The sequence below is a fragment of the Nonomuraea jiangxiensis genome, assembly GCF_900099965.1.
Classification (GTDB): Bacteria; Actinomycetota; Actinomycetes; order Streptosporangiales; family Streptosporangiaceae; genus Nonomuraea; species Nonomuraea jiangxiensis.
The window spans coordinates 230,630-252,038 of record NZ_FNDJ01000017.1 but is presented as its reverse complement, the minus strand read 5'-3'; the positions used below and the strand labels follow the sequence as shown (position 1 = coordinate 252,038).

19 protein-coding genes are annotated in these 21,409 nt (G+C 70.7%); 11 read left to right on the top strand and 8 right to left on the bottom strand.

Going from position 1 to position 21,409, the window contains the following annotated elements; all coding sequences use genetic code 11:
* The 3 genes from BLS95_RS34130 to BLS95_RS34120 form a co-directional block, all read left to right on the top strand.
* Window positions 1-183 (top strand): ABC transporter permease subunit (locus tag BLS95_RS34130; protein WP_143043972.1); only part of this gene is annotated, 183 nt, incomplete at its 5' end.
* On the top strand, window positions 180-1,205 hold the full coding sequence (locus BLS95_RS34125) for an ABC transporter ATP-binding protein (RefSeq protein ID WP_090941046.1): 1,026 nt from the start codon (window positions 180-182) through the stop codon (window positions 1,203-1,205). The genes BLS95_RS34130 and BLS95_RS34125, both read left to right, overlap by 4 nt.
* 32 nt (window positions 1,206-1,237) lie before the next feature.
* On the top strand, window positions 1,238-2,227 hold the full coding sequence (locus BLS95_RS34120) for an ABC transporter ATP-binding protein (RefSeq protein ID WP_218136117.1): 990 nt from the start codon (window positions 1,238-1,240) through the stop codon (window positions 2,225-2,227).
* Window positions 2,228-2,236: 9 nt separating this feature from the next.
* Here BLS95_RS34120 and BLS95_RS34115 read toward each other — a convergent pair whose 3' ends face one another.
* From BLS95_RS34115 to BLS95_RS34105, 3 genes are all read right to left on the bottom strand, one after another.
* The gene (locus BLS95_RS34115) at window positions 2,237-2,920 is read right to left on the bottom strand and encodes a response regulator (protein WP_090941040.1); all 684 of its coding nucleotides are present in this window, start codon (window positions 2,918-2,920) and stop codon (window positions 2,237-2,239) included.
* Complete coding sequence (locus tag BLS95_RS34110) at window positions 2,917-4,092, bottom strand: sensor histidine kinase (protein ID WP_090941037.1); 1,176 nt, start codon at window positions 4,090-4,092, stop codon at window positions 2,917-2,919. The genes BLS95_RS34115 and BLS95_RS34110 overlap by 4 nt, the downstream gene beginning before the upstream one ends.
* A gap of 346 nt (window positions 4,093-4,438) precedes the next feature.
* Window positions 4,439-5,299, bottom strand: coding sequence for a RecB family exonuclease (locus BLS95_RS34105; RefSeq protein ID WP_090941034.1), 861 nt, complete (start codon window positions 5,297-5,299; stop codon window positions 4,439-4,441).
* A 116-nt stretch (window positions 5,300-5,415) separates the two neighbouring features.
* Here BLS95_RS34105 and BLS95_RS34100 point away from each other — a divergent pair, with 116 nt between their 5' ends.
* Window positions 5,416-6,552, top strand: a complete 1,137-nt coding sequence (locus BLS95_RS34100; RefSeq protein ID WP_090941031.1) for a site-2 protease family protein — start codon at window positions 5,416-5,418, stop codon at window positions 6,550-6,552.
* 339 nt (window positions 6,553-6,891) lie between these two features.
* Window positions 6,892-8,391: an FHA domain-containing protein gene (locus BLS95_RS34095; protein WP_090941028.1), complete on the top strand. Its 1,500-nt coding sequence runs from the start codon at window positions 6,892-6,894 to the stop codon at window positions 8,389-8,391.
* A gap of 108 nt (window positions 8,392-8,499) precedes the next feature.
* Here the strand turns inward: BLS95_RS34095 and BLS95_RS54560 are convergent, their stop codons facing one another.
* The 4 genes from BLS95_RS54560 to BLS95_RS59190 all read right to left on the bottom strand — a co-directional run bounded on the left by BLS95_RS54560 (window position 8,500) and on the right by BLS95_RS59190 (window position 12,492).
* A complete protein-coding gene (locus BLS95_RS54560; protein WP_143043971.1) occupies window positions 8,500-8,844 on the bottom strand; it encodes a hypothetical protein in 345 nt (114 codons plus the stop codon).
* A gap of 387 nt (window positions 8,845-9,231) precedes the next feature.
* Window positions 9,232-10,062, bottom strand: a complete 831-nt coding sequence (locus BLS95_RS34090) for an SDR family oxidoreductase (RefSeq protein WP_090941024.1) — start codon at window positions 10,060-10,062, stop codon at window positions 9,232-9,234.
* Window positions 10,063-10,718: 656 nt separating this feature from the next.
* Complete coding sequence (locus BLS95_RS34085; protein ID WP_090941021.1) at window positions 10,719-11,216, bottom strand: hypothetical protein; 498 nt, start codon at window positions 11,214-11,216, stop codon at window positions 10,719-10,721.
* 181 nt (window positions 11,217-11,397) lie between these two features.
* Window positions 11,398-12,492, bottom strand: a complete 1,095-nt coding sequence (locus tag BLS95_RS59190; RefSeq protein ID WP_090941018.1) for a GNAT family N-acetyltransferase — start codon at window positions 12,490-12,492, stop codon at window positions 11,398-11,400.
* Window positions 12,493-12,547: 55 nt separating this feature from the next.
* Here BLS95_RS59190 and BLS95_RS34075 point away from each other — a divergent pair, with 55 nt between their 5' ends.
* The 5 genes from BLS95_RS34075 to dop all read left to right on the top strand — a co-directional run bounded on the left by BLS95_RS34075 (window position 12,548) and on the right by dop (window position 20,621).
* Window positions 12,548-13,399 (top strand): tRNA (adenine-N1)-methyltransferase, encoded by an 852-nt coding sequence (locus BLS95_RS34075; RefSeq protein WP_090941015.1) that lies wholly within the window; start codon window positions 12,548-12,550, stop codon window positions 13,397-13,399.
* 204 nt (window positions 13,400-13,603) lie between these two features.
* Window positions 13,604-15,367 carry a proteasome ATPase gene (gene arc / locus BLS95_RS34070; RefSeq protein WP_090941012.1) on the top strand — a complete coding sequence of 588 codons (1,764 nt, stop codon included), beginning with the start codon at window positions 13,604-13,606 and terminating at the stop codon, window positions 15,365-15,367.
* 148 nt (window positions 15,368-15,515) lie between these two features.
* Window positions 15,516-17,735 carry a carbamoyltransferase HypF gene (gene hypF / locus BLS95_RS34065; protein WP_090941009.1) on the top strand — a complete coding sequence of 740 codons (2,220 nt, stop codon included), beginning with the start codon at window positions 15,516-15,518 and terminating at the stop codon, window positions 17,733-17,735.
* 190 nt (window positions 17,736-17,925) lie between these two features.
* The gene (locus BLS95_RS34060) at window positions 17,926-19,014 is read left to right on the top strand and encodes an acyltransferase family protein (RefSeq protein WP_245765454.1); all 1,089 of its coding nucleotides are present in this window, start codon (window positions 17,926-17,928) and stop codon (window positions 19,012-19,014) included.
* Window positions 19,015-19,100: 86 nt separating this feature from the next.
* Window positions 19,101-20,621: a depupylase/deamidase Dop gene (gene dop / locus BLS95_RS34055; RefSeq protein ID WP_281250059.1), complete on the top strand. Its 1,521-nt coding sequence runs from the start codon at window positions 19,101-19,103 to the stop codon at window positions 20,619-20,621.
* Window positions 20,622-20,628: 7 nt separating this feature from the next.
* On the opposite strand, the gene BLS95_RS34050 is transcribed toward dop, so the two are convergent.
* Window positions 20,629-21,033 (bottom strand): hypothetical protein, encoded by a 405-nt coding sequence (locus tag BLS95_RS34050; RefSeq protein ID WP_090941002.1) that lies wholly within the window; start codon window positions 21,031-21,033, stop codon window positions 20,629-20,631.
* A 145-nt stretch (window positions 21,034-21,178) separates the two neighbouring features.
* On the opposite strand from BLS95_RS34050, the gene BLS95_RS34045 reads away from it, so the two are divergent.
* Entirely contained in the window at window positions 21,179-21,388 is a 210-nt protein-coding gene (locus tag BLS95_RS34045; protein ID WP_090940999.1) for a ubiquitin-like protein Pup, read from the top strand.
* Window positions 21,389-21,409 lie beyond the last annotated feature (21 nt).

The following is a 21,409-nucleotide window of genomic DNA, read 5'->3' as shown; positions in this document are numbered from 1 at the left end:
GTCCTCACCGAGACCACCTATACTCTGCCCGGGCTGGGCCAGTTCGCCATTCTGGCCATCAGAAACCAGGACCTGCCGCAGGTCATGGGTGTGGTGCTGATCGCCGCGACCTTCGTGGTGGTGGCGAGTCTGGTCGTCGACCTCCTCTACGCCGTGGTCGACCCGAGGGTGAGGCTGTCGTGAGCTTCCTTGACGTCAAGGACCTGAAAATCCATTTCCCCACCGACGACGGCCTGGTCAAGTCCGTCGACGGGCTGTCGTTCGGCGTCGAACGCGGCAAGACCCTGGGCATCGTGGGCGAGTCCGGCTCCGGCAAGAGCGTGACCAGCCTCGGCGTGCTCGGCCTGCACAAGGGCGGCCGCGCCAAGATCTCCGGCGAGATCTGGCTCGACGGTGAGGAACTCGTCGGCGCCAGCGCCGAGCACGTACGCGGGCTGCGCGGCAAGAAGATGGCGATGATCTTCCAGGATCCGCTGTCCTCGATGCACCCGTACTACACCGTCGGCCACCAGATCATCGAGGCGTACCGGATCCACCACGACGTCTCCAAGCAGGTCGCCCGCAAGCACGCCGTCGACATGCTCGGCCGCGTCGGCATCCCCGAGCCCGGCAGCCGCGTCGACAGCTACCCGCACGAGTTCTCCGGCGGCATGCGGCAGCGCGCCATGATCGCGATGGCGCTGTCCTGCGACCCCGAGCTGCTCATCGCCGACGAGCCGACCACCGCGCTCGACGTGACCGTGCAGGCCCAGATCCTCGACCTGATGCGCGACCTGCAGCGGGAGTTCAACTCGGCGCTGATCATCATCACCCACGACCTGGGCGTGGTGGCCGAGCTGTCCGACGACATCCTCGTCATGTACGGCGGCAAGTGCGTCGAGTTCGGCACCGCCGACGACATCTTCTACCGGCCCGAGCACCCCTACACCTGGGGCCTGCTGGGCTCCATGCCCCGCCTCGACCGCGAGCCCACCGAACGGCTGCTGCCGATCAAGGGCTCCCCGCCGTCGCTGATCAACGTGCCGCCGGGCTGCGCCTTCCATCCGCGCTGCCCGTACGCCGAGCGGACCGGTGACAAGGCCAGGACCGAGGTGCCCGCCCTGGCGGAGACCGAGGGAGGCCACCTGGTGCGCTGCCACATGAGCAGGGACGAGCGGCGGAACCTGTGGGAGACCGAGATCAAGCCAGTGCTGGAGACCCAGTGAGCGACAACGAGCTGCTTCTTTCCGTGGAGAACATGGAGAAGCACTTCCCCGTGACCAAGGGCCTGCTCAAAAGGCAGGTCGGCGCCGTCAAAGCGGTCGACGGAATCAGCTTCGAGGTGTTCAAGGGCGAGACGCTGGGGCTGGTGGGCGAGTCCGGCTGCGGCAAGTCCACCACGGGACGGCTGGTCACCCGGCTGCTCGAACCCACCGGCGGCAAGGTCGTCTTCGAGGGCCAGGACATCACGCACATGAGCCAGGGCAGGCTCCGCCCGCTCCGCCGCGACATGCAGATGATCTTCCAGGACCCGTACTCGTCGCTCAACCCCCGCCACACCGTCGGCGCCATCGTCGGCGCCCCGTTCCGCATCCAGGGCGTGCAGACCGAGAACGGCATCAAGAAGGCCGTCCAGGACATCCTCGCCATGGTCGGGCTCAGCCCCGAGCACTACAACCGCTACCCGCACGAGTTCTCCGGCGGTCAGCGGCAGCGCATAGGCATCGCCCGCACCCTCGCCCTCAAACCCAAGCTGATCATCGCCGACGAGCCGGTCTCGGCGCTCGACGTGTCCATCCAGGCCCAGGTCGTCAACCTGCTCGAAGACCTGCAGACCGAGCTGGACCTGACCTACGTCGTGATCGCCCACGACCTGTCCGTCGTGCGGCACATCAGCGACCGGGTCGCCGTCATGTACCTGGGCAAGATCGTGGAGATCGCCGACCGCAAGCGGCTCTACAGCTCGCCCATGCACCCGTACACGAACGCCCTGCTGTCGGCCGTGCCCGTGCCCGACCCGAAGACCCGCAGGGACCGCGACCGCATCCGGCTGGCCGGTGACGTGCCCAGCCCGCTCAACCCGCCGCCCGCCTGCCGCTTCCACACCCGCTGCTGGAAGGCGCAGGAGATCTGCAAGACCGTCGAACCGCCGCTGGAGCAGCTGGCGAGCGGCCACCGCGTCGCCTGCCACTTCCCCGAGAACGCCCCGGAGCCCGCCGTCGCCGCGGCCGCCCCGGAAGCCGAGTGAGGCGGCCGGTCAGGACAGAGCGCCGGGCGTGATCAGCCCCGTCTCGTAAGCGAGCACCACGGCCTGCACGCGGTCGCGCAACCCCAGCTTGGTCAGCACGTTGCCGACATGCGTCTTGACCGTGGTCTCGCTCACCACGAGCTTGGCCGCGATCTCGGCGTTGGACATGCCCTTGGCGATCAGCCGCAGCACCTCCAGCTCCCGCTCGGTCAGCCGGTCGAGCCGGGCCGGGGCCGCCTGCTCGTAGGCCGACGGCAGCCGGGTCGCGAACCGGTCCAGCAGCCGCCGCGTCACGCTCGGCGCCACGATCGCGTCGCCGGCCGCCACCACCCGGATCGCCTGCACCAGCTCGTCCGGCGGCACGTCCTTCAGCAGGAACCCGGACGCGCCCGAGCGCAGCGCCTCCACGATGTACTCGTCCAGGTCGAACGTCGTCAGCACCAGCACCTTCGGCACGTGCGCCGACGGCGCCGCCTCCCGCACTATCCTGCGCGTCGCCTCGATGCCGTCGACCCCGGGCATCCGGATGTCCATCAGCACCACGTCCGGCAGCAGCGCCCGCGTCTGCTCCTGAGCGGCCTTGCCGTCGCCGGCCTGACCCACCACCGTGATGTCGGGCTCGGCCTCCAGGATCAGGCGAAATCCCGTGCGCAGCAGCGGCTGGTCGTCCACCAGCAGCACTCTGATCGTCATTGGCCGTCCTTCAACGGGAACCTCGCCCGCACCCCGAAGCCGCCCCCCGGCAGCGGACCGATGCTCAGGATTCCACCATAGAGGGCGACCCGTTCGCGAATCCCCACCAAACCATGCCCTGTCCGGGTGGGCAGCCCCGCCGCGCCCACCCCGTCGTCCGCCACCTCCACATCCAGCTCGCCCGGCTCGTGACGGACCGTCACCACCGCCTCCGCTCCCGAGCCCGCGTGCCGCAGGCTGTTCGTCAGCCCCTCCTGGACCAGCCGGTAGACGGCCAGGTCCACCCCGGCGGGCACCGGCCGCGGCTCGCCCTCCACCAGCAGCCGGGTGGGCAGCCCCGCCTCCCGCATCTGCTCCACCAGCAGCGGCAGGTCCTGCATGCCCGGCTGCGGCCCCAGTTCCGCGCGGGCGTCGGTACGCAGCACGCCCACGATGTTGCGCATCTCCGTCATCGCCAGCCGGCCCGTGTGCTCGATCGCCGACAGCGCCTCCCGCGCCAGGTCCGGATCGGAGGCCAGCACCCGGCGGGCCGCCGCCGCCTGCACCGTCATCACGCTGACGTGGTGGGCGACCACGTCGTGCAGCTCGCGGGCGATCCTCGACCGCTCCTCGGCCCGCGCCGCCCGCGTGTCGGCCGCGTGTGCCCGCTCCAGCCGGTCCGCCCGGTCGCGCAACTCCTCCAGGTACGCCCGGCGCAACCGCAGGCTCCGGCCCGCGCCCCACGCCGCCAGCAGCACCATGGCCACCACGACGTGCTCGCTCCAGCTGGTCGTCCGGGCCGGGCCGGCCGTGGCGCCCACCGTGTAGGTCATCAGCGACACCGTGAGCCCGCCCAGCGCCACCGCCAGGCCGCGGTGGGCGGCCACCGAATACAGCAGCACCAGGCCGGCCAGGCTGGAGCTGCCGGTGCCGTAGCCGAGCACGCCCAGCAGCGCCTCCGGCACCGCGCCCAGGCACAGCGCCGTCAGCGGCCACCGCCTGCGCAGCGCCACCGGCAGGCATGCCAGGACCACCAGTGCGGCGCCGAACGCGTCGGAGTCGCGCACGCCCTCGACGGGCAGTCCCTCGGCCTGGAGGTGGTCGGGGCCGTACAGTATGAACAGCGCGACCGACGCCGCGGCCACCACCCCGGCGAGCACCGTGTCGTGGAACCTGGTCCGGTCTATGCGCACCGCTTCACTGTAGGCTCAGCCGCGAGCCCGAAACCTCCTACTTCGGGAGGATTGCCGACCGGTTACAGGGGTTGCCGAGAGTAGCGTCCCGCCCGCCCTCCGCGGCCCCCCGAAGCGGTGGCCCGCCCTAAGACCGTGGCCCGCCCTAAGACCGTGGCCCGCCCTGAGACGGTGGCCCGCCCTGAGACGGTGGCCCGCCCTGAGACGGTGGCCCGCCCTGAGGCCGTGGCCCCTCCTGAGACGGTGAACCGCTCCGAGCGGTGGCCTGCCCTGGGAGGGCGAGCCGCCTGGAACGGTGAGCCGTCCCGAGCGGGATGGCCCGGCGGAGGCCGGCTGGGGAGGCCGGTCAGAGCTCGTCGGTCGCGGAGCGGCGGTTGCCGCGTAGCGTGTCGCCCGGCTGGCGGTCGGGCACCGGCGGCGGGGTGCCGCCGAACTCCGGGCACAGCGCCTGATGATCGCACCAGTCGCACAACCGGCTCCGCCGCGCCCGCCACTCGCCCGTCTCCAGCGACCGCTCGATCGCCGCCCACAACGCCGTCACCTTGCGCTCGGTGGCCAGCAGGTCGGCCTCGTCGGGCGCGTAGCGCAGCACCTCGCCCTGACCACCCAGATAGACCAGCTGCAGCAGCCGCGGCACCTGCCCGCGCAACCGCCACAGCACCAGCGCGTAGAACTTCATCTGGAACAGCGCCTTGGCCTCGAAGTCCGGACCCGGCGCGGTGCCCGTCTTGTAGTCGACCACCCGGACCTCGCCGGTCGGCGCCACGTCGAGCCGGTCGACGTAGCCCCGCAACATCAGCCCGCCCTCCAGCACCGCCTCCACGTAGAGCTCCCGCTCGGCCGGCTCCAGCCGCGTCGGGTCCTCCAGCGTGAAATAGCGCTCCAGCATGCCCCGCGCCTGCGCCAGCCACTCCGCCTGATCGGCCTCGTCGTCGAACATCTGCGCATATTGCTCGTCCTCGGCCAGCAGGCGCTCCCACTGCGGCTCCAGGAGCTCCAGCGCCGCCGCCACCGAACGCCGCGGCGCCGGCAGGTCATAGAGCCGCTCCAGGACCGCGTGCACCACCGTGCCGCGCACCGCGGCCTGCGAGGGTTTCTCGGGGAGCTGATCGATCACCCGGAACCGGTAGAGCAGCGGACAGGTCATGAAATCGCCCGCCCGGGAGGGGGAGATGGCTCCGATGATCACCGGCTCGGTCAAGGTCATGCACCGCACTCTAAGTCAAGACCCCGACAGAATAACGCTGGCGGGACGAGGATCCACGTGATCGGGCGCGTAGCATCAAGGCAGCAACAGCACGTAATGGACGTTCGAGGAGTGCGGTGAGCGAGCAGAGCCCGCGTCAGGAGTTCTCGGGTCTGAAGATGGGAAAGCCGTTCGGCATTCCGGTATACGTCTCATGGACCTGGTTCATCGTCGCAGCCTTCATCACGATCATGTTCGGGCCGCAGATGCGCCAGATGCTGCCCCAGCTCGACAGCCTGGCGGCCTACGCCGTGGCGTTCGTCTTCGCGGTGCTCCTGTACGTGTCGGTGCTGCTGCACGAGCTGGCACACAGCGTGCTGGCCAAGGGGTTCGGCCTGCCGGTGCGCAGGATCACCCTCTACCTGCTCGGCGGGGTGTCGGAGATCGAGAAGGAGCCGCCCACGCCCGGCAAGGAGTTCCTGGTCGCCGCCGCGGGGCCGGCGCTGTCGCTGGGACTGGCCGGGATCGGCCTGGCCGCCGACGTCTACGTGATCAACAATGGCGGCATCGTGGAGGTGCTGGTCTGGCAGCTCTGGGTCGCCAACCTCATCGTCGCCGTGTTCAACCTGCTGCCGGGACTGCCGCTCGACGGCGGCAGGATGCTGCGCGCGGGCGTGTGGAAGCTGACCAACAACCCTGGCTCCGGCACCGTCGTGGCCGCCTGGGGCGGGCGGGTGCTGGCCGTGCTGCTGGTGGTGTTCCCGGTGGCGAGCATGCTGACGGGCGGGAGCGACGCCGACCCGTTCGACCTGGTGTGGCCGCTGGTGCTGGCCTCGTTCATCTGGCTCGGGGCCAGCCAGGCGCTGCGCGTGGCCAAGATCCGCGCCAGGATCCCGCAGGTCAGCGCCCGCAGCCTGGCCCGCAGGGCCATCCCGGTCCCCGCCGAGACGCCGCTGGCCGAGGCGCTGCGGCAGGCCACCGAGCAGCGGGCGGGCGCCCTCGTCGTCGTCGACCACGAGGGCCGGCCGGTGGCGATCGTGAACGAGGCCGCCGTCCAGGCCACCCCCGAGCACCGCCGCCCCTGGGTGAACGTCGGCTCCCTCGCCAAGTCCCTGGAGCCCTCCATGGTGCTGCGGGCCGACCTGGTGGGAGAGCCCCTCATCGACGCGATGCGCGAGGCCCCGGGCAGCGAATACCTGCTCGTGGAGCACGGCGGCGAGATCTTCGGCGTGCTGGCCACGGCCGACGTCAACAGAGTCTTCACCGGCGTCTGATTTGTCCCACTCGTTTATGCGGCGGCCCCCGGATAGGGTCGTGTGCAGCAGTTTCGGGCGGCCGGGGCAGGTTCCGGCGATTTCTGCGATGCGACGACTGGCCGATAGTGTGCTGTTTGGCCAGACTTGCACAGTTAAGGGGCTTGTGGCGGTCCACCGGTTCACCGAATCGAGACGAGGAGGCCGCGACAGCGCCTCGTCGTCTGGGTACGTATGGCTGGTGGCCGGCACGGCAGTGCGGGGTGCCGTCATATCGCCGGCTTCCGGGGAGGAGAGTTGAGTGACCGAGCGCAGCGAAGGCACCAATGAGCGCAGCACGGTCGTCTTGAGGGAGGACGCATGACCGACCAAGGCTTCGGAGTGGTGCGTCCGCTTCCTGGAAACGGGCTCGTCGCCTACGAGGGCGGCCTGCTGCTGGTGTGCGACGCCAACGAGGCCGCGGCCGACGACCTGCTCAACGCGCTGCGCGAGACGGCGGCCTCCGGCGGCGACGGGCGGGCGCTGGCCCGCCGCGCGGCGCAGGTCCTCGCGGCCAACATGGCGGGCGACCCGGCCACCTGCGCGGTCGCCGGCCCCGTCGGCAGCGGCGTGGCCGTCCTGGTCAGCGGCTCGGCCGCGGCCACCATCGGCACCCCCTCCGGCGAGACCCGGCTGGCCGGCAGCGACTCCCTGACCTGGGCCGACCGGCTCGTCTCCGGCCCCGTGGAGCGCGTCGAGCTCAGCCTGCCCGGCGCCGGCCACCCGCACCCCGCGGTCCGCCTCGAAAGCGGTGTGGTGCACGGCGGCGGCCTCGTCGGCGACCTCACCGACCGCCCCGCCGCCCCCGCTTCCGCCCCGTCTAGGCACCTGACCAGCGAGATGCCGAACACGGCCTACCACATCGAGCCGGACCTGATGCAGCCGCCGCCCGCCCCCGTGGAGCGGCCGCCCTACCCGCTGATCGACCAGCCGCACGCCCCGCAGGGCCAGCCCTCCGGCCCGCAGCCCGCCCCCGTGGAGCAGCCGCCCCTCTACTCCACCCCGCCGGAGCAGCAGCAGTACCACACGCCCCCGGAGCAGCAGGCGCCCTACCTCCCCCCGCAGGAGCCCTCCTACCAGCCCCCGGAGCAGTCCCCCTACCTGGGCTCGCCCGAGCCGCCGCCCTATCTGGGCTCGCAGGAGCAGCCGCCGCCCCTTCCCGAGCCGCAGCAGTTCCCCTCCTACGACGAGCAGCCCTCCAACAACGGCGTCGCCGACCAGCAGGCCCAGCAGCACATGGGCCCGCCGGACCCCTACGACCACGCCGCGCCGCCCGTGCTCGGGCCGCCCGACCACTTCGACCACTCCGGCCAGCCGCAGGACCAGCAGCCGGCCGAGCACGGTGACCGCCCGCTGGTCTACGGCGTCGACTGCAAGAACGACCACTTCAACGACCCCCGCTCGCCCTACTGCGCCGTCTGCGGCATCGCCCTGGTGCACCGCACCCTCGTCCCCTACAAGGGCCCGCGCCCCTCGCTCGGCGTCCTCATCCTGGACGACGGGACGGCGCTGCCCCTGGAGAGCGACTACCTGCTGGGGCGCGACCCCGAGCGGGCACCCGAGGTGGCCGGCGGCAGCGCCAGGCCCGCCAAGGTGACCAGTCCGGACGGCTCGGTGTCACGCCGGCACCTGCGGGTGGCGCTGGACGGCTGGGACGTCAACCTGGTCGATCTGGGGTCGGTCAACGGCACCCAGATCCAGCCGCCCGGCGACCCCAACTTCTACGACATCCCGCCCAACGAGCCCGTCACCATCGCCCCGGGCACCACGGTCCGCGTCGGCGTCTCCCGCACCCTCCGCTTCGAGGCACACCGGGGATAACCGCCCCTTTCGGATTCCCGGCCTCCGGTCTCCGGCTTCCGGCTTCCGGCGAACGCCCGTGTCCCGGTGAGGGGCGCGGGCGTTCCCATGGCCGCGCCTGGAACGCGATCAGGCGGCAGAGGCGATTCCACGGCGGGGCCGGACGGGATCAGGTGGCGGGGTGTCCCACTGCGTCGGCAGGGACCAGATCGGGTGGCGCGGGGTCTGCGCCTTGCCAGCCGTCTGGGTCACGTGAGCCCCCGCCTCACTGGGTGGCCGGGGCGGCCGGATCACGGGCCGGGGCGGAAGGGTCACGGGCAGGGCCAGGGCTAGGAACTCGCGGGGGCCGCGCGGGCGGGTGCGCAGGCGTTGCCGGGTGGCCGCGCGGTCCAGCGGCACGTCCAGCGGCCCAGGCAGGTCGGTGTGGGCCTGGCGGCCGGGGTAGCAGGGGTCACGGGCCAGTGGCAGGGTCACGCGCTGGGGTGGCAGGGTTACGGGCAGGGCGGGGCCAGAAACTCGTGGGAGCCGCGCGGGCGGGTGCGCAGGCGTTGCCGGGTGGCCGCGCGGTCCAGCGGCCCAGGCAGGTCGGTGTCGGCTCGGCGGCCGGGGTGGCAGGGGTCACGGGCCGGGTGGCAGAGGTCACGGGCCGGTGGCAGGGTCACGGGCCACGGTGGCGGGGTTACGGGTCGGGTGGGGTCAGGAACTCGCGGGCGCCGCGCGGGCGGGTGCGCAGGCGTTACCGGGTGGCCGCGCGGTCCAGCGGCACGTCCAGCGGCCCAGGCAGGCCAGTGTCGGCTCGGCGGCCGGGGTGGCGGAGGTCACAAGCTGGGGTGGCAGGGGTCACGGGCTTGGGTGGCAGGGTTACGGGTCGGGTGGGGTCAGGAACTCGCGGGCGCCGCGCAGGCGGGTCTGCAGGCGTTGCTGGGTGGCCGTACAGTTCAGGCGCACGTCCAGGGGGCCAGGGAGGTCGGTGTCGGCTCGGCGGCCGGTGGGGAGTCGGGAGGCGTCGAGGCCGTCGCGGCGGGCGATGAGGGTGCCCAGGTCGTAGCGGCTCAGTGCGTCGGCCCCTGCCACGTGCAGGATGCCGGAGAGGCCGCGCACCGCCGCCTCCAGCAGCGCCGCCGCCAGGTCGGCGACGTGTACCGGGCACCGTACGTCGTCGGTGAACAGCACCCCGTCCCGTCGCCCGGTGGCCAGCGCGTGCACGAACGACTCGTGCACGGACTCGCCGTTGCCGACGATCAGCGACGTCCTGGCGACCACGGCGTCCGGCACCACGGCCCGCACGGCCGTCTCCGCCGCCGCCTTGGCGGCCCCGTACGGGGTGATCGGATCGGGCACCGACCTCTCGTCATAGGAGGCCACGGCACCCGAGAAGACGGCGTCGCTCGACACGTGCACCAGCCGCCCGCCCACCCGCGACACCCCCAGGGCGACGTACGCCGCCCCGTCCGCCGTGCTCGCCCAGTCCGCCTGACGGTAGGCGGCGTTCACCGTCACCTCCGGCCGGAACCCCTCGAAGACCTCCGCCACGGCCGCCCGCGACCGCACGTCCAGAGCCAGCCACTCCACCCCGGAACTCCCGCCGGGTTTGGTCAGGTAGGTCGCGCCCACCTCGTGACCCGCCGCCGAGCAATGGCGTACGAGCTCGCCGCCGAGAAACCCGCTCCCACCGACGACGAGAACCCTCACGAGCCGCCACGCTACCCCAAGCCCTCGGAAGAGGCGGCTCACGTTCGGTGGCCACTCCGGGATCTCCCGCCCGAGTGGCTCGTGTCGTGCGGGCCAGGGTCGTGGCTCCGGTAAGTCCTGCCGGGGTGGCTCGTGTCGTATGGGTCGGGGTCGCGGTTCTGGCAAGGTCCCGCTGGGCGGTCACATCGTGCTCTGGTGACCTCCAATGCGGACGCGAGGCCGCCTGACCCTCCCGTTTCGCCACAGCCCGGCGAATGGCCAGGTCCCCATAAAGGCAGATTGCGCCGATGTCGCGAAATGGTGATCGTCCAGGTCGCGTTTCCACGCCCCGGTGAAGGCGGCCACGACGTCTTTAGCGGTGGTGGGATAAGCGGCGACCGTTGGACGCCGGCCCCGGGGGAGGTGGGCGCACGCATGCCGGAAACCCGGGGGCTTCAGGCGACGGGAAGCGCGTCGGAGGCGGCGGTCCAGAGCCTCGGGGAGGCGGCCGATACAGGCTGTATTGCGCTTTCTAATGAAATATTGGGGCTTTAAGGGATATTTCATAAGGGCAGAGTGGGCGGCCGGCCAGGGGGAGCAATTCGGGAGTAATGTCGTCGCGTGGCCGGCCGGCCGAATTCCAGGTATCCGGTCCGGCCTCATGGCTGGACCCGTGGCTAGGCCGGTCGGAAAGCCCGTACGCCCCGTAACAGGCGCACCGCCGCCTCGAGCCCGCTCGCCGCCTCCAGCGCCCGCCCGGCGGCCGTCGCGAACCGGCTCAGCAGGTGCGCGTCCCCGTCGCCGAACGCCCGCCCCGCGACCCACACGAACGTGTGGTCCACCATCGCCGCCGGCACAGGAGTCGCCAGGAACCCCGGCTCGCCCACCGACCGGCCCTGCACCAGCAGCACCGTGGCCGACGAGGCCGCCAACTCCTTCAGCACCCCCGATTCGGCCAGCCACCGCCGCATCCGCAGCGGATCCCCGGCGGGGGCGTGCAGGTGCATGCAGTGCGCCTCCTGCCGCAGCGCGTCCACGCGCACGAGGCCCGCGTAGGTGGTTCCGGCGACGGCGGCGGCGGTCCGGGCCAGCCGATCGACCAGGTCCGCGCTCTCCAGGCAGGAGAAGAGGGCGATGAGTTCGCGCATGGCGACGTCGACACGGTTGTGTGGCATGGCGGTGGCCCTGTGCGGAGGGGATGAGATCGCGCACCCCGATCACGCGATGCCCAAGTGCGGGTGTCCTGACTATCACCCTCGACGCGGCGCTTGACTAGCCCTCAACTGGAAATCGGGATTTTTACCAATTTTCGGGCCGGGCTCCTCCGGCGCCGCGCCGTCACCTGCGACCGGCACCCTACGCCGGCGGCCGCAGCAGCGCCCACTGCACGTCGTCCACCCGCGTGCCGTCCCGCTTGGGGAACAGCTCCCGCTGCACGCCCTCCCGCCGGAACCCGGCCCGCTCCAGCACCCTCTGCGAGGCCGTGTTGCCCGCCTCGGTCCCGGCCACGAGGCGGTGCAGCGGCGTACGCGCGAACGCCCACCCCGCCAGCAGCCCCACCGCCCGCGTCATGAACCCCTTCCCCCGGAACTCCGGCAGCAGCGAATAGCCGACCATCGCCTGCCCCAGCGCCGGCACCACCTGCATCAGCTGCAGATGCCCGGCGAACGCCGCCGACTCCGCGTCCCGGATCGCCAGCTCGACCCGCTGCCCCGACACCCACCAGTAACCGGTGTACCGGCACCGCCGCTCGTCGTCCTCCAGCGTGCCAGGGGTCCCCATGAAGTAGGCCGCCACGGTCGGCTCGGCCAGCATCCGGTGGAACTCCCCGGCGTCCTCCACGGCCAGCGGCGTCAGCCGCACCACGCCGTCGCCCAGCTCACCGCCGTCGAAGAACGGCAGGTACTGCTCCGGCGGGCCGACCGCATCCCCCCGGAGCCGGCCGAAGGTGACGAAGTCCACCCAGCGCCCGTCCCGCAGCCGGACGGCGTCCCGCCGCCGCCCCTCCTCCCGGAACCCCGCCTTGTACGCCACCCGCAGGCTCGCCACGTTCTCCACCTCGGCCTGCAGCTCGACCCGGCGCACCCCCTGGTCGAACAGCCAGTCCGTCACCGCCCTGGCCGCCGTCCCCGCCACGTTCTTGCCCCGCGCCCACGGCGCCACCAGGTAGCCCAGCTCCGTCACGCCCCAGTGATCCGGCGGCCCGGCCCAGACCAGGCCGACGACCCGGTCGCTCTCCGTGATCGCGAACTCCGCCCCGCCGCCCGCCCACCGCGCCGCCGCGTCCTCCAGGTGATCGCGCGCGTGCTCCAGCGCGTACGGGATCGGCAGTAACGGCATGAACCGCGCCGTCACCGGATCCGCGCACATCCGCGCGATCGTCCCGGCGTCCCCCGCCAGGGGAGGCCGCAGGATGAGGGAGCCGGTGGAGATCACGTCGCGCGGGAGCATCACCCATAGATATCGCGCGTCCGGACGCACCCGAAAGCCCTATAACCTTGCGGCCATGGGTTTCCGCAGGCATGGGCCTTTCCGAGCCGGGGATCAGGTGCAGCTCACCGACCCCAAGAACAAGCGCCACACGATCACGCTCAAAGAGGACGGCGTCTTCCACACCCACAAGGGCGCCATCCCGCACAGCGACCTGATCGGGCAGCCTGAAGGCTCCGTCGTGCGCTCCTCCGGCGGCACCCAATACCTCGCCTTCCGCCACCTGCTGCAGGACTACACGCTCGCCATGCCGCGCGGCGCGGCCGTCATCTACCCCAAGGACGCCTCGATGATCGTCGGCATGGCCGACATCTTCCCCGGCGCCCGCGTCGTCGAGGCCGGTGTCGGCTCCGGCGCCCTGACCTGCTTCCTGCTGCGCGCCGTCGGCCCCGAGGGCCACGTCACCTCCTACGAGAGGCGCGAGGACTTCGCCGACGTGGCGCGCAAGAACGTGGAGAAGTTCTACGGCGAGTCCATGGAGGCCAACTGGCGCCTGGTCGTCGGCGACCTGGTGGCCTCCATCGACGAGATCGACGTCGACCGCGTCATCCTCGACATGCTCGCCCCCTGGGAGTGCGTCGACGCCGCCGCCAAGGCCCTCACCCCGGGCGGCGTGATCTGCTGTTATGTGGCCACCACGACCCAGATGTCCAAGACGGTCGAGGTCATTCGCGATCATGGGTGTTTCACCGAGCCGCATGCGTGGGAGACCCTGGTTCGCGACTGGCATGTCGAAGGGCTCGCGGTACGACCCGATCATCGGATGATCGGGCACACCGGGTTCCTCGTCACCGCCCGCCGCATGGCCGACGGCGTGACCCCGCCGCCGCGCCGTCGCCGACCGAAGGGGACGACCGAGGAACTATGACAATTTGGCTACGAGGGTGCGTTCGTGCGTGACACGGGAACAGATCGCCGTGTTCATATGCTGGGAGTATTAAACGCACTATTAGGGATTATTCAACGAACACTGAATGTCACTCGACGAACACTGCCCGGCCAGGTTACGGAGGGGCCCGAGATAGGTAAGGTCCTAAGTAGTCGCCCTCGACTGGGAAGGAGGTGACGGGGCGTGGCAGCTCGCGATGATGCTGAGGCTCGAGCCGCGCAGCGCGAACGGGAGGTCGCTGATCTTTCAACACAGGTCTCCTTCCTCCAGGAGGAGATCACCGCGCTGAGGCGGAAACTGGCCGAGTCACCCCGTCAGGCCAGGGTCCTCGAAGAGCGTCTCCATGAGGCACAGGCGAATCTCGCGGCCGTGACAGGCCAGAACGAGCGCCTGGTGGCAACCCTCAAGGAGGCCAGGGACCAGATCGTCGCCCTCAAGGAGGAGGTCGACCGGCTGGCGCAGCCGCCATCCGGCTTCGGCACCTTCCTCGAGGCCCGAGAAGACGGCACGATCGAGGTGTTCACCGGAGGCCGCAAGCTCCGGGTGAACGTCAGCCCTGCCGTCGACGTCGACTCGCTGCGGCGTGGCCAGGAGGTCATGCTCAACGAGGCCCTCAACGTGGTCGAGGCGCTCGGCTACGAAGAGGTCGGCGAGATCGTGATGCTCAAAGAACTGCTCGACGAGGGCAAGCGGGCCCTGGTCATCTCGCACGCCGACGAAGAGCGCGTCGTGCGGCTGGCCGAGTCGCTGGTCGGCCAGCCCATCAGGGCCGGCGACTCGCTCCTGCTCGAGCCGCGCTCCGGCTACGTCTACGAGCGCATACCCAAGTCCGAAGTCGAAGAGCTCGTGCTCGAAGAGGTCCCCGACATCTCCTACGAGGAGATCGGCGGCCTGATGCGGCAGATCGAGCAGATCAGGGACGCCATCGAGCTGCCCTACCTGCACGCCGACCTGTTCCGCGAGCACAAGCTGCGGCCCCCCAAGGGCGTGCTCCTGTACGGACCGCCCGGCTGCGGCAAGACGCTCATCGCCAAGGCCGTCGCCAACTCCCTGGCCAAGCAGGTCGCGGAGAAGACCGGCCAGTCCGGCAAGAGCTTCTTCCTCAACATCAAGGGCCCCGAGCTGCTCAACAAGTACGTCGGCGAGACCGAACGGCACATCCGCCTGGTCTTCCAGCGTGCCCGCGAGAAGGCCTCGGAAGGCACCCCGGTGATCGTGTTCTTCGACGAGATGGACTCGATCTTCCGCACCCGAGGCTCCGGCGTGTCCTCCGACGTCGAGAACACGATCGTCCCCCAGCTGCTGTCGGAGATCGACGGCGTCGAGGGCCTGGAGAACGTCATCGTCATCGGCGCCTCCAACCGCGAGGACATGATCGACCCGGCGATCCTGCGGCCCGGCCGCCTGGACGTCAAGATCAAGATCGAGCGGCCGGACGCCGAGGCGGCCAAGGACATCTTCTCCAAATACCTCATCGCCGACCTTCCCCTGCACCCCGATGACCTGGCGGAGCACGGCAACTCCCGCGGGGCCACCATCCAGGGCATGATCCAGAGCGTCGTCGAGCGGATGTACACCGAGAGCGAGGAAAACCGCTTCCTCGAGGTGACCTACGCCAACGGCGACAAGGAAGTCCTCTACTTCAAGGACTTCAACTCCGGCGCGATGATCCAGAACATCGTCGACCGGGGCAAGAAGATGGCCATCAAGCAGTTCCTCGAGAGCGGCCAGAAGGGCCTGCGGGTGCAGCACCTGCTCACGGCCTGCGTGGACGAGTTCTCCGAGAACGAGGACCTGCCCAACACCACCAACCCCGACGACTGGGCCCGCATCTCCGGCAAGAAGGGCGAGCGGATCGTCTACATCCGCACGCTCGTCTCCGGCAAGCAGGGCACCGAGGCCGGCCGTTCCATCGACACCGTCGCCAACACCGGCCAGTACCTCTGAACCACGGAAAACGGGAGGGCCCGCCCGGGCCCTCCCCTTCCGCTGTCCACGGCCGCCGCACACCGTCCACCCCTGAAGCGGGCGGCAGGGACGACCCCTACAGCCCATAAGGCATGCACGCCGCCCCGATCAGGCGCACACTGACCCTGTGCCCCTGCTCAAACGGATAGACGTGCACGTCGAAGGCATCGTCCAAGGTGTGGGCTTCCGCCCCTTCGTCTGCTCCCTCGCCAACCGGCTGGGCCTGACGGGCCGGGTGCGCAAGGACGCCGACGGGGTGTTCATCGAGGTCGAAGGAGCCCTCGCCGGCGTCGAGGAGTTCCTCACCGCCCTCGAACGCGACGCCCCCGCCCTGTCCGAGATCGAGCGCGTCACCGTCATCAGCGCCGAACCCACCGGGCACCGCGGCTTCACCATCGCCGCCAGCGACCCCTCGGGGCTGCGCCGCGCCCTCGTCCGCGCCGACAGCGCCCCCTGCGACGACTGCCTGCGCGAACTCGCCGACCCCGCCGACCGGCGGCACCGCTATCCCTTCATCAACTGCGCCGCCTGCGGCCCCCGCTTCACCATCGTGCGCGGCGTCCCCTACGACCTGCGGCTCACCACCATGGCCGGGTTCGCCATGTGCCCCGACTGCGCCGCCGAATACGACCCCGGCAACCGCCGCTTCCAGGCCCAGCCCACCTGCTGCCCCGCCTGCGGCCCCCGGCTGCGCCTGCACGGCGCCCGCGGCGCCGAACTCTGCGGCGACCCCATCACCACCACCGTCACCCTGCTCCGCGCCGGGCGCGTCGTCGCCGTCAAGGGCCTCGGCGGCTACCACCTCGCCGTCCCCGCCGCCCACGAGCAGGCCGCCGCCACCCTGCGCGGCCGCAAGCACCGCGAGGAGCGACCCTTTCCGGTCATGGTCGCCGACCTGGCGCAGGCCCGGCGGCTGTGCGAGGTCGACGACGGCGCCGCCGGCCTCCTCACCAGCCGCGCCCGCCCCACCGTGGTGCTGCCCCGCCGCGCCGGCGCCCCCGTGGCCGCCTCCGTCGCCCCCGGCCACCGCGACCTCGGGCTCATGCTGCCCGCCACGCCGCTGCACCACCTCCTGCTCGCCGAACTCGGCGAACCCCTCGTCCTGGCCGCCGGCAACGTCCGCGACGAGCCCATCGCCCACGAGGACGCCGACGCGCTCACCCGGCTCGGCGGCATCGCCGATGCCTTCCTCGTCCACGACCGCGCCATCCACGTACGCGCCGACGACTCCCTGTTGCGGCCCATGGCCGGCGAGGTGACCGTGCTGCGGCGGGCCCGCGGCTACGCCCCGGAACCGCTCGTCCTGCGCCGCCCCGCGCCCCGGCCCGTCCTCGCCTGCGGCGCCCGGCTCCACAGCACCTTCTGCCTGGCGCAGGGCCGGCGGGCGTTCCTCTCCCACCACCTCGGCGACCTGGACCACCCCGACACGCTCCGCACGTACGTGGAAGGCATCGATCACTACTGCGGGCTGTTCGGCCTGCGGCCCCGGATCGTCGCCCACGACCCGTACCCCGGATACCCCTCCACCCGGCACGCCCTGGAGATCCCCGGCGCCGAACTCGTCCCCGTCCCGCACCACCACGCCCACATCGCCGCCTGCCTCGCCGACAACGGCGACCCCGGACCCGTGCTCGGCGTCGTCCTCGACGGCCCCGACGGCGCCGGGCTGGGCGGCGAGTTCCTGCGCGCCGACCTGACCGGCTGCGCGTCCCTCGGCCACTTCGCCGCCGTGCCCATGCCCGGCGGAGCCCTCCGGCAGCCGTGGCGCATGACCGCCGCCTATCTCGGCGACGACCACCCCGGCCTCGACGTCGTCCGCCGCCACGCCGGCGAGTGGGCCGACGCCACGCGGGCCCGATCCCCGGAGACGACCAGCGCGGGCCTGCTGTTCGACGCCGTCGCGGCGCTGCTCGGCATCCGCGACCAGACCACCTACGAGGGCCAGGCCGGCGTCGAGCTCGAACAGCACGCCGACCCCGGGGAAACCGGCGCCTATCCCGCCGCCGTCACCCCCGGCGACCCGCTCGTGGTCACCGCCGCCGACCTGGTGCGCGCCGCCGCCACCGACCTGGCCGGCGGCGTGGACTCCCACGTCATCGCCGCCCGCTTCCACAACGGCGTCGCCGCCGCCGTCGCGGGCGCCTGCGCCGCCCTCAGGGACGCCACCGGCCTGTCCACCGTGGCGCTGTCCGGCAGCGTCTTCCAGAACGCCCTCCTGCTGGAGGGCACGGCCCGGCGGCTGCTGGCGGCCGGCTTCCGGGTGCTCAGACACGTCCGCGTGCCACCTCACGACGGCGGCATCAGCCTCGGCCAGGTCGCCGTCGCCGCCGCCCGGGACCGCGCCTGACCGGCCGGAGCGGGCGAGGGTCCGTGGCCGGGCTCGTCGCGGACGCGCCGCCTATCGGACAGACCGGCCGCACCGATACGGATGTGACGTATGTGGAAGGCGATACGGGTGGGAACCGAAGTGATCTACGTGACGTCTAAGGGCCGTGCATCAACCGAATCGGCCGAGACATTCTCGTGGGGACGGCCGGTTGGCCGAACTCGACCTCCTGCGATTCATCGCCGCCCTGGCCGTCGTGGGGTTCCATTTCCTGGTCGCCTACGCCTCCGTCTGGGGCGACCGGCCCGCGGAGCTGTTCCCCACGCTGGCGCCGCTCGCGGGCTTAGGCATCCTCGGGGTCGAGCTGTTCTTCATCATCAGCGGATTCGTCATCCTCATGACCGTGTGGGGACGCGGCCTCGGCGCCTTCGCCCGTTCCCGGCTCGTCCGCCTTTATCCCGCGTACTGGCTCAGCCTGGCCGCCATCGCGGCCCTCTACGGGCTCACGGGCGCCAAGGCGCTCGACCCAAAACTTTCCCCAGGTGAATACCTGCTGAACGCCACCATGTTCCAGCGGCTGTTCAAAGTCACCGACGCCAGTGGCGTCTACTGGTCGCTCTGGGCCGAGCTGCGCTTCTACCTCCTCATGGCCATCCTCGTGATCATCGGCGTCACGTACGGGCGGGTCCTGGCGTTCGCCGGGATCTGGCTGGTCTCCGCCCTGGCCGTCAGGCTCCTCGACGACGTCGTGCCCACGGTGATCCGCGAGATCGTCATGCCGGACTACGCCCCGTACTTCATCGCCGGCATGGCCCTGTACCTCATCCACAAACACGGCAGCTCCTGGCTGCCCTGGCTCTACGTCGCCGGCGGATACGGCCTGGCCATCCCCTCCGCGCTCGGCCGGGTCATGCGGCGCGTCGAGGCCGCGGGCTTCAAGAACATGCCCGTCACCGACACCGGCGTGATCATCACCATCACGCTGATCTTCGTCCTGTCGGCACTCGTCGCGCTCGGCGTGCTCCGGCTCAAACCGTCCAGGACGCTCACCGCGCTCGGCGGCACGACATACCCGCTTTACCTGTTCCATAGCATCGTCGCGGTGGCCCTCATCCCGGTGCTCACCGGGAGCATGCCCCCCTGGGCCGTGGTCACGATCACGACTCTGGCCGCGATTCTCGGCTCATATCTCGTGTACTCCTTTGCCGAACGCCCCATCCAGCGGCTACTCAAGCCCCGCAGATCCCCGCAAACCCCATCAGCTCCCGCCGTACAGGTTGAAAAGGCGTCGGTGCCATAACTCTGTGGCCTCGGGGCACTGTGAAGGGCATAGGCTCGGGCATATAAACGGCGGATAGACAGACCCGGACGAACAGAGGGTGTTGCATGACGGTGCGTCGGGTGATGGGGATCGAGACCGAGTACGGCATCTCCGTACCAGGTCAGCCAGGCGCCAACGCGATGGTGACCTCCTCACAGGTCGTGAACGCCTACCTGGCCGCCTCGGCGGCCCGCGCGCGCAGAGCACGATGGGACTTCGAGGAGGAGAACCCACTCCGCGACGCGCGCGGCTTCGACCTGGCCAGAGAGGTGGCCGACCCCAGCCAGCTGACCGACGAGGACCTCGGCCTGGCCAACGTCATCCTCACCAACGGCGCCCGCCTCTACGTCGACCACGCCCACCCCGAATACTCCTCGCCCGAATGCACCAACCCCCGGGCCGCGGTCATCTGGGACAAGGCGGGGGAGCGGGTGATGTACGACGCAGCCACCCGCGCCTCCGCCATCCCCTCCAACGCGCCCATCCAGCTCTACAAGAACAACACCGACGCCAAGGGCGCCTCCTACGGCTGCCACGAGAACTACCTCATGCGGCGCGCCACCCCGTTCGCCGACATCGTCAGGCACCTCACCCCCTTCTTCGTCTCCCGGCAGGTCGTCGTCGGCGCCGGCAAGGTCGGCATCGGCCAGGACTCCCGCGGCGAAGGCTTCCAGATCAGCCAGCGGGCCGACTTCTTCGAGGTCGAGGTGGGGCTGGAGACCACGCTCAAGCGGCCCATCATCAACACGCGCGACGAGCCGCACGCCGACCCCGAGAAATACCGGCGGCTGCACGTGATCATCGGCGACGCCAACATGTCGGAGATCTCCACCTACCTCAAGCTGGGCTCCACCGCCCTCGTGCTCGCCATGATCGAAGAGGGCTTCATCACCCGCGACCTCGCCGTCGAGAACCCCGTACAGGCCCTCCGGCAGGTCTCCCACGACCCCACCTGCCGCTACGAGATCCCCATGCGCGACGGACGCAAGCTCACCGCCGTCCAGCTCCAGATGGAATATCTCGAGCAGGCCCGCAAATACGTCGAAGAGCGCGGCACCGCCCAAGAGGAGATGAACAAGGACATCCTCGACAGGTGGGAATCCGTCCTCACCCGCCTCGCCGAAGACCCCATGCAACTCTCCCGCGAGCTCGACTGGGTCGCCAAACTCGAACTCCTCGAGGGCTACCGCACCCGCGACAACCTCACCTGGGCCCACCCCCGGCTCCAGCTCGTCGACCTGCAATACTCCGACATCCGGCCCGACCGCGGCCTCTACAACCGGCTCGTCGCCCGCGGACGCATGCAACGCCTCGTCACCGAGGAAGAAGTCCAGCGCGCCGTGGAAAACCCGCCCAACGACACCCGCGCCTACTTCCGCGGCCGGTGCCTGCGCCAATACAGCGAATCCGTCGCCGCCGCCTCCTGGGACTCCGTCATCTTCGACATTCCCGGCAGGGAATCCCTCCAGCGCGTACCCACCCTGGAGCCACTGCGCGGCACCAAGGCCCACGTCGGAGAGCTCTTCGACCGCTGCCACACCGCCGCCGACCTCGTCGCCGCCCTCACCGGCAGCGGCGGCGAGTAACGCCGCGTCACAGCAGGCCCACACCCAGCGTCAGCGTGCCCACGGCCAGGCACACCCCGCCCGCCACCGTCAGCCAGATCAGCCGGCTCGGCTTCGTGTCGCTCGGGCGCACCACCGACAGGAAGAAGCCCAGCGGCATCAGGATCGGCGCCGCCGCGATGAGCCACCGAGACAGCGCCCGTAGGCCGTCCGGCAGGCTCGCCTGATCCACGTAGAGCATCGCCACCAGGGCGAACAGCACCAGCACGCCCGCATGGGCATGACCGGCGCGCCACAGGCCACGGCGGACCGGGTTGTCGAGGTAGCCCGGGACGTTCCTCATCAGGAACGACAGCAGCGAGACGCCGCCGACGGCCACCAGGGGGACTGTGACGAGGAGCACACCTGCCGTGCTCAGGGACGCGGGGGACATCAGAACCTCCTATGAGTGCGTGGATCCAGTATTGGATAGGAGTGCTATCTAGTCAAGCCGGCAAGATCACTGGGCGATCGGCGCGAAATGTCGCCCGGTTCGGGGAAGATAAGGGGAGAGGCAGTCCCCCAAGCGGAGGTAGGACATGGCAACCAAGGACACCGGCGGCCAGAAGCAGGCGGGTCGGCGCGAGGCCGAAGTTGAGGAGACCGAGGCCTCGGCGACACCGGACGTTCAGGAGCGCCAGGAGAAGCTCACGGACGATGTCGACGCAATTCTGGACGAAATCGACGAAGTTCTCGAAGAGAACGCAGAGGAGTTCGTGCGCAGTTACGTCCAGAAGGGCGGAGAGTAGGGCAAAACGGACAGGCAAAAG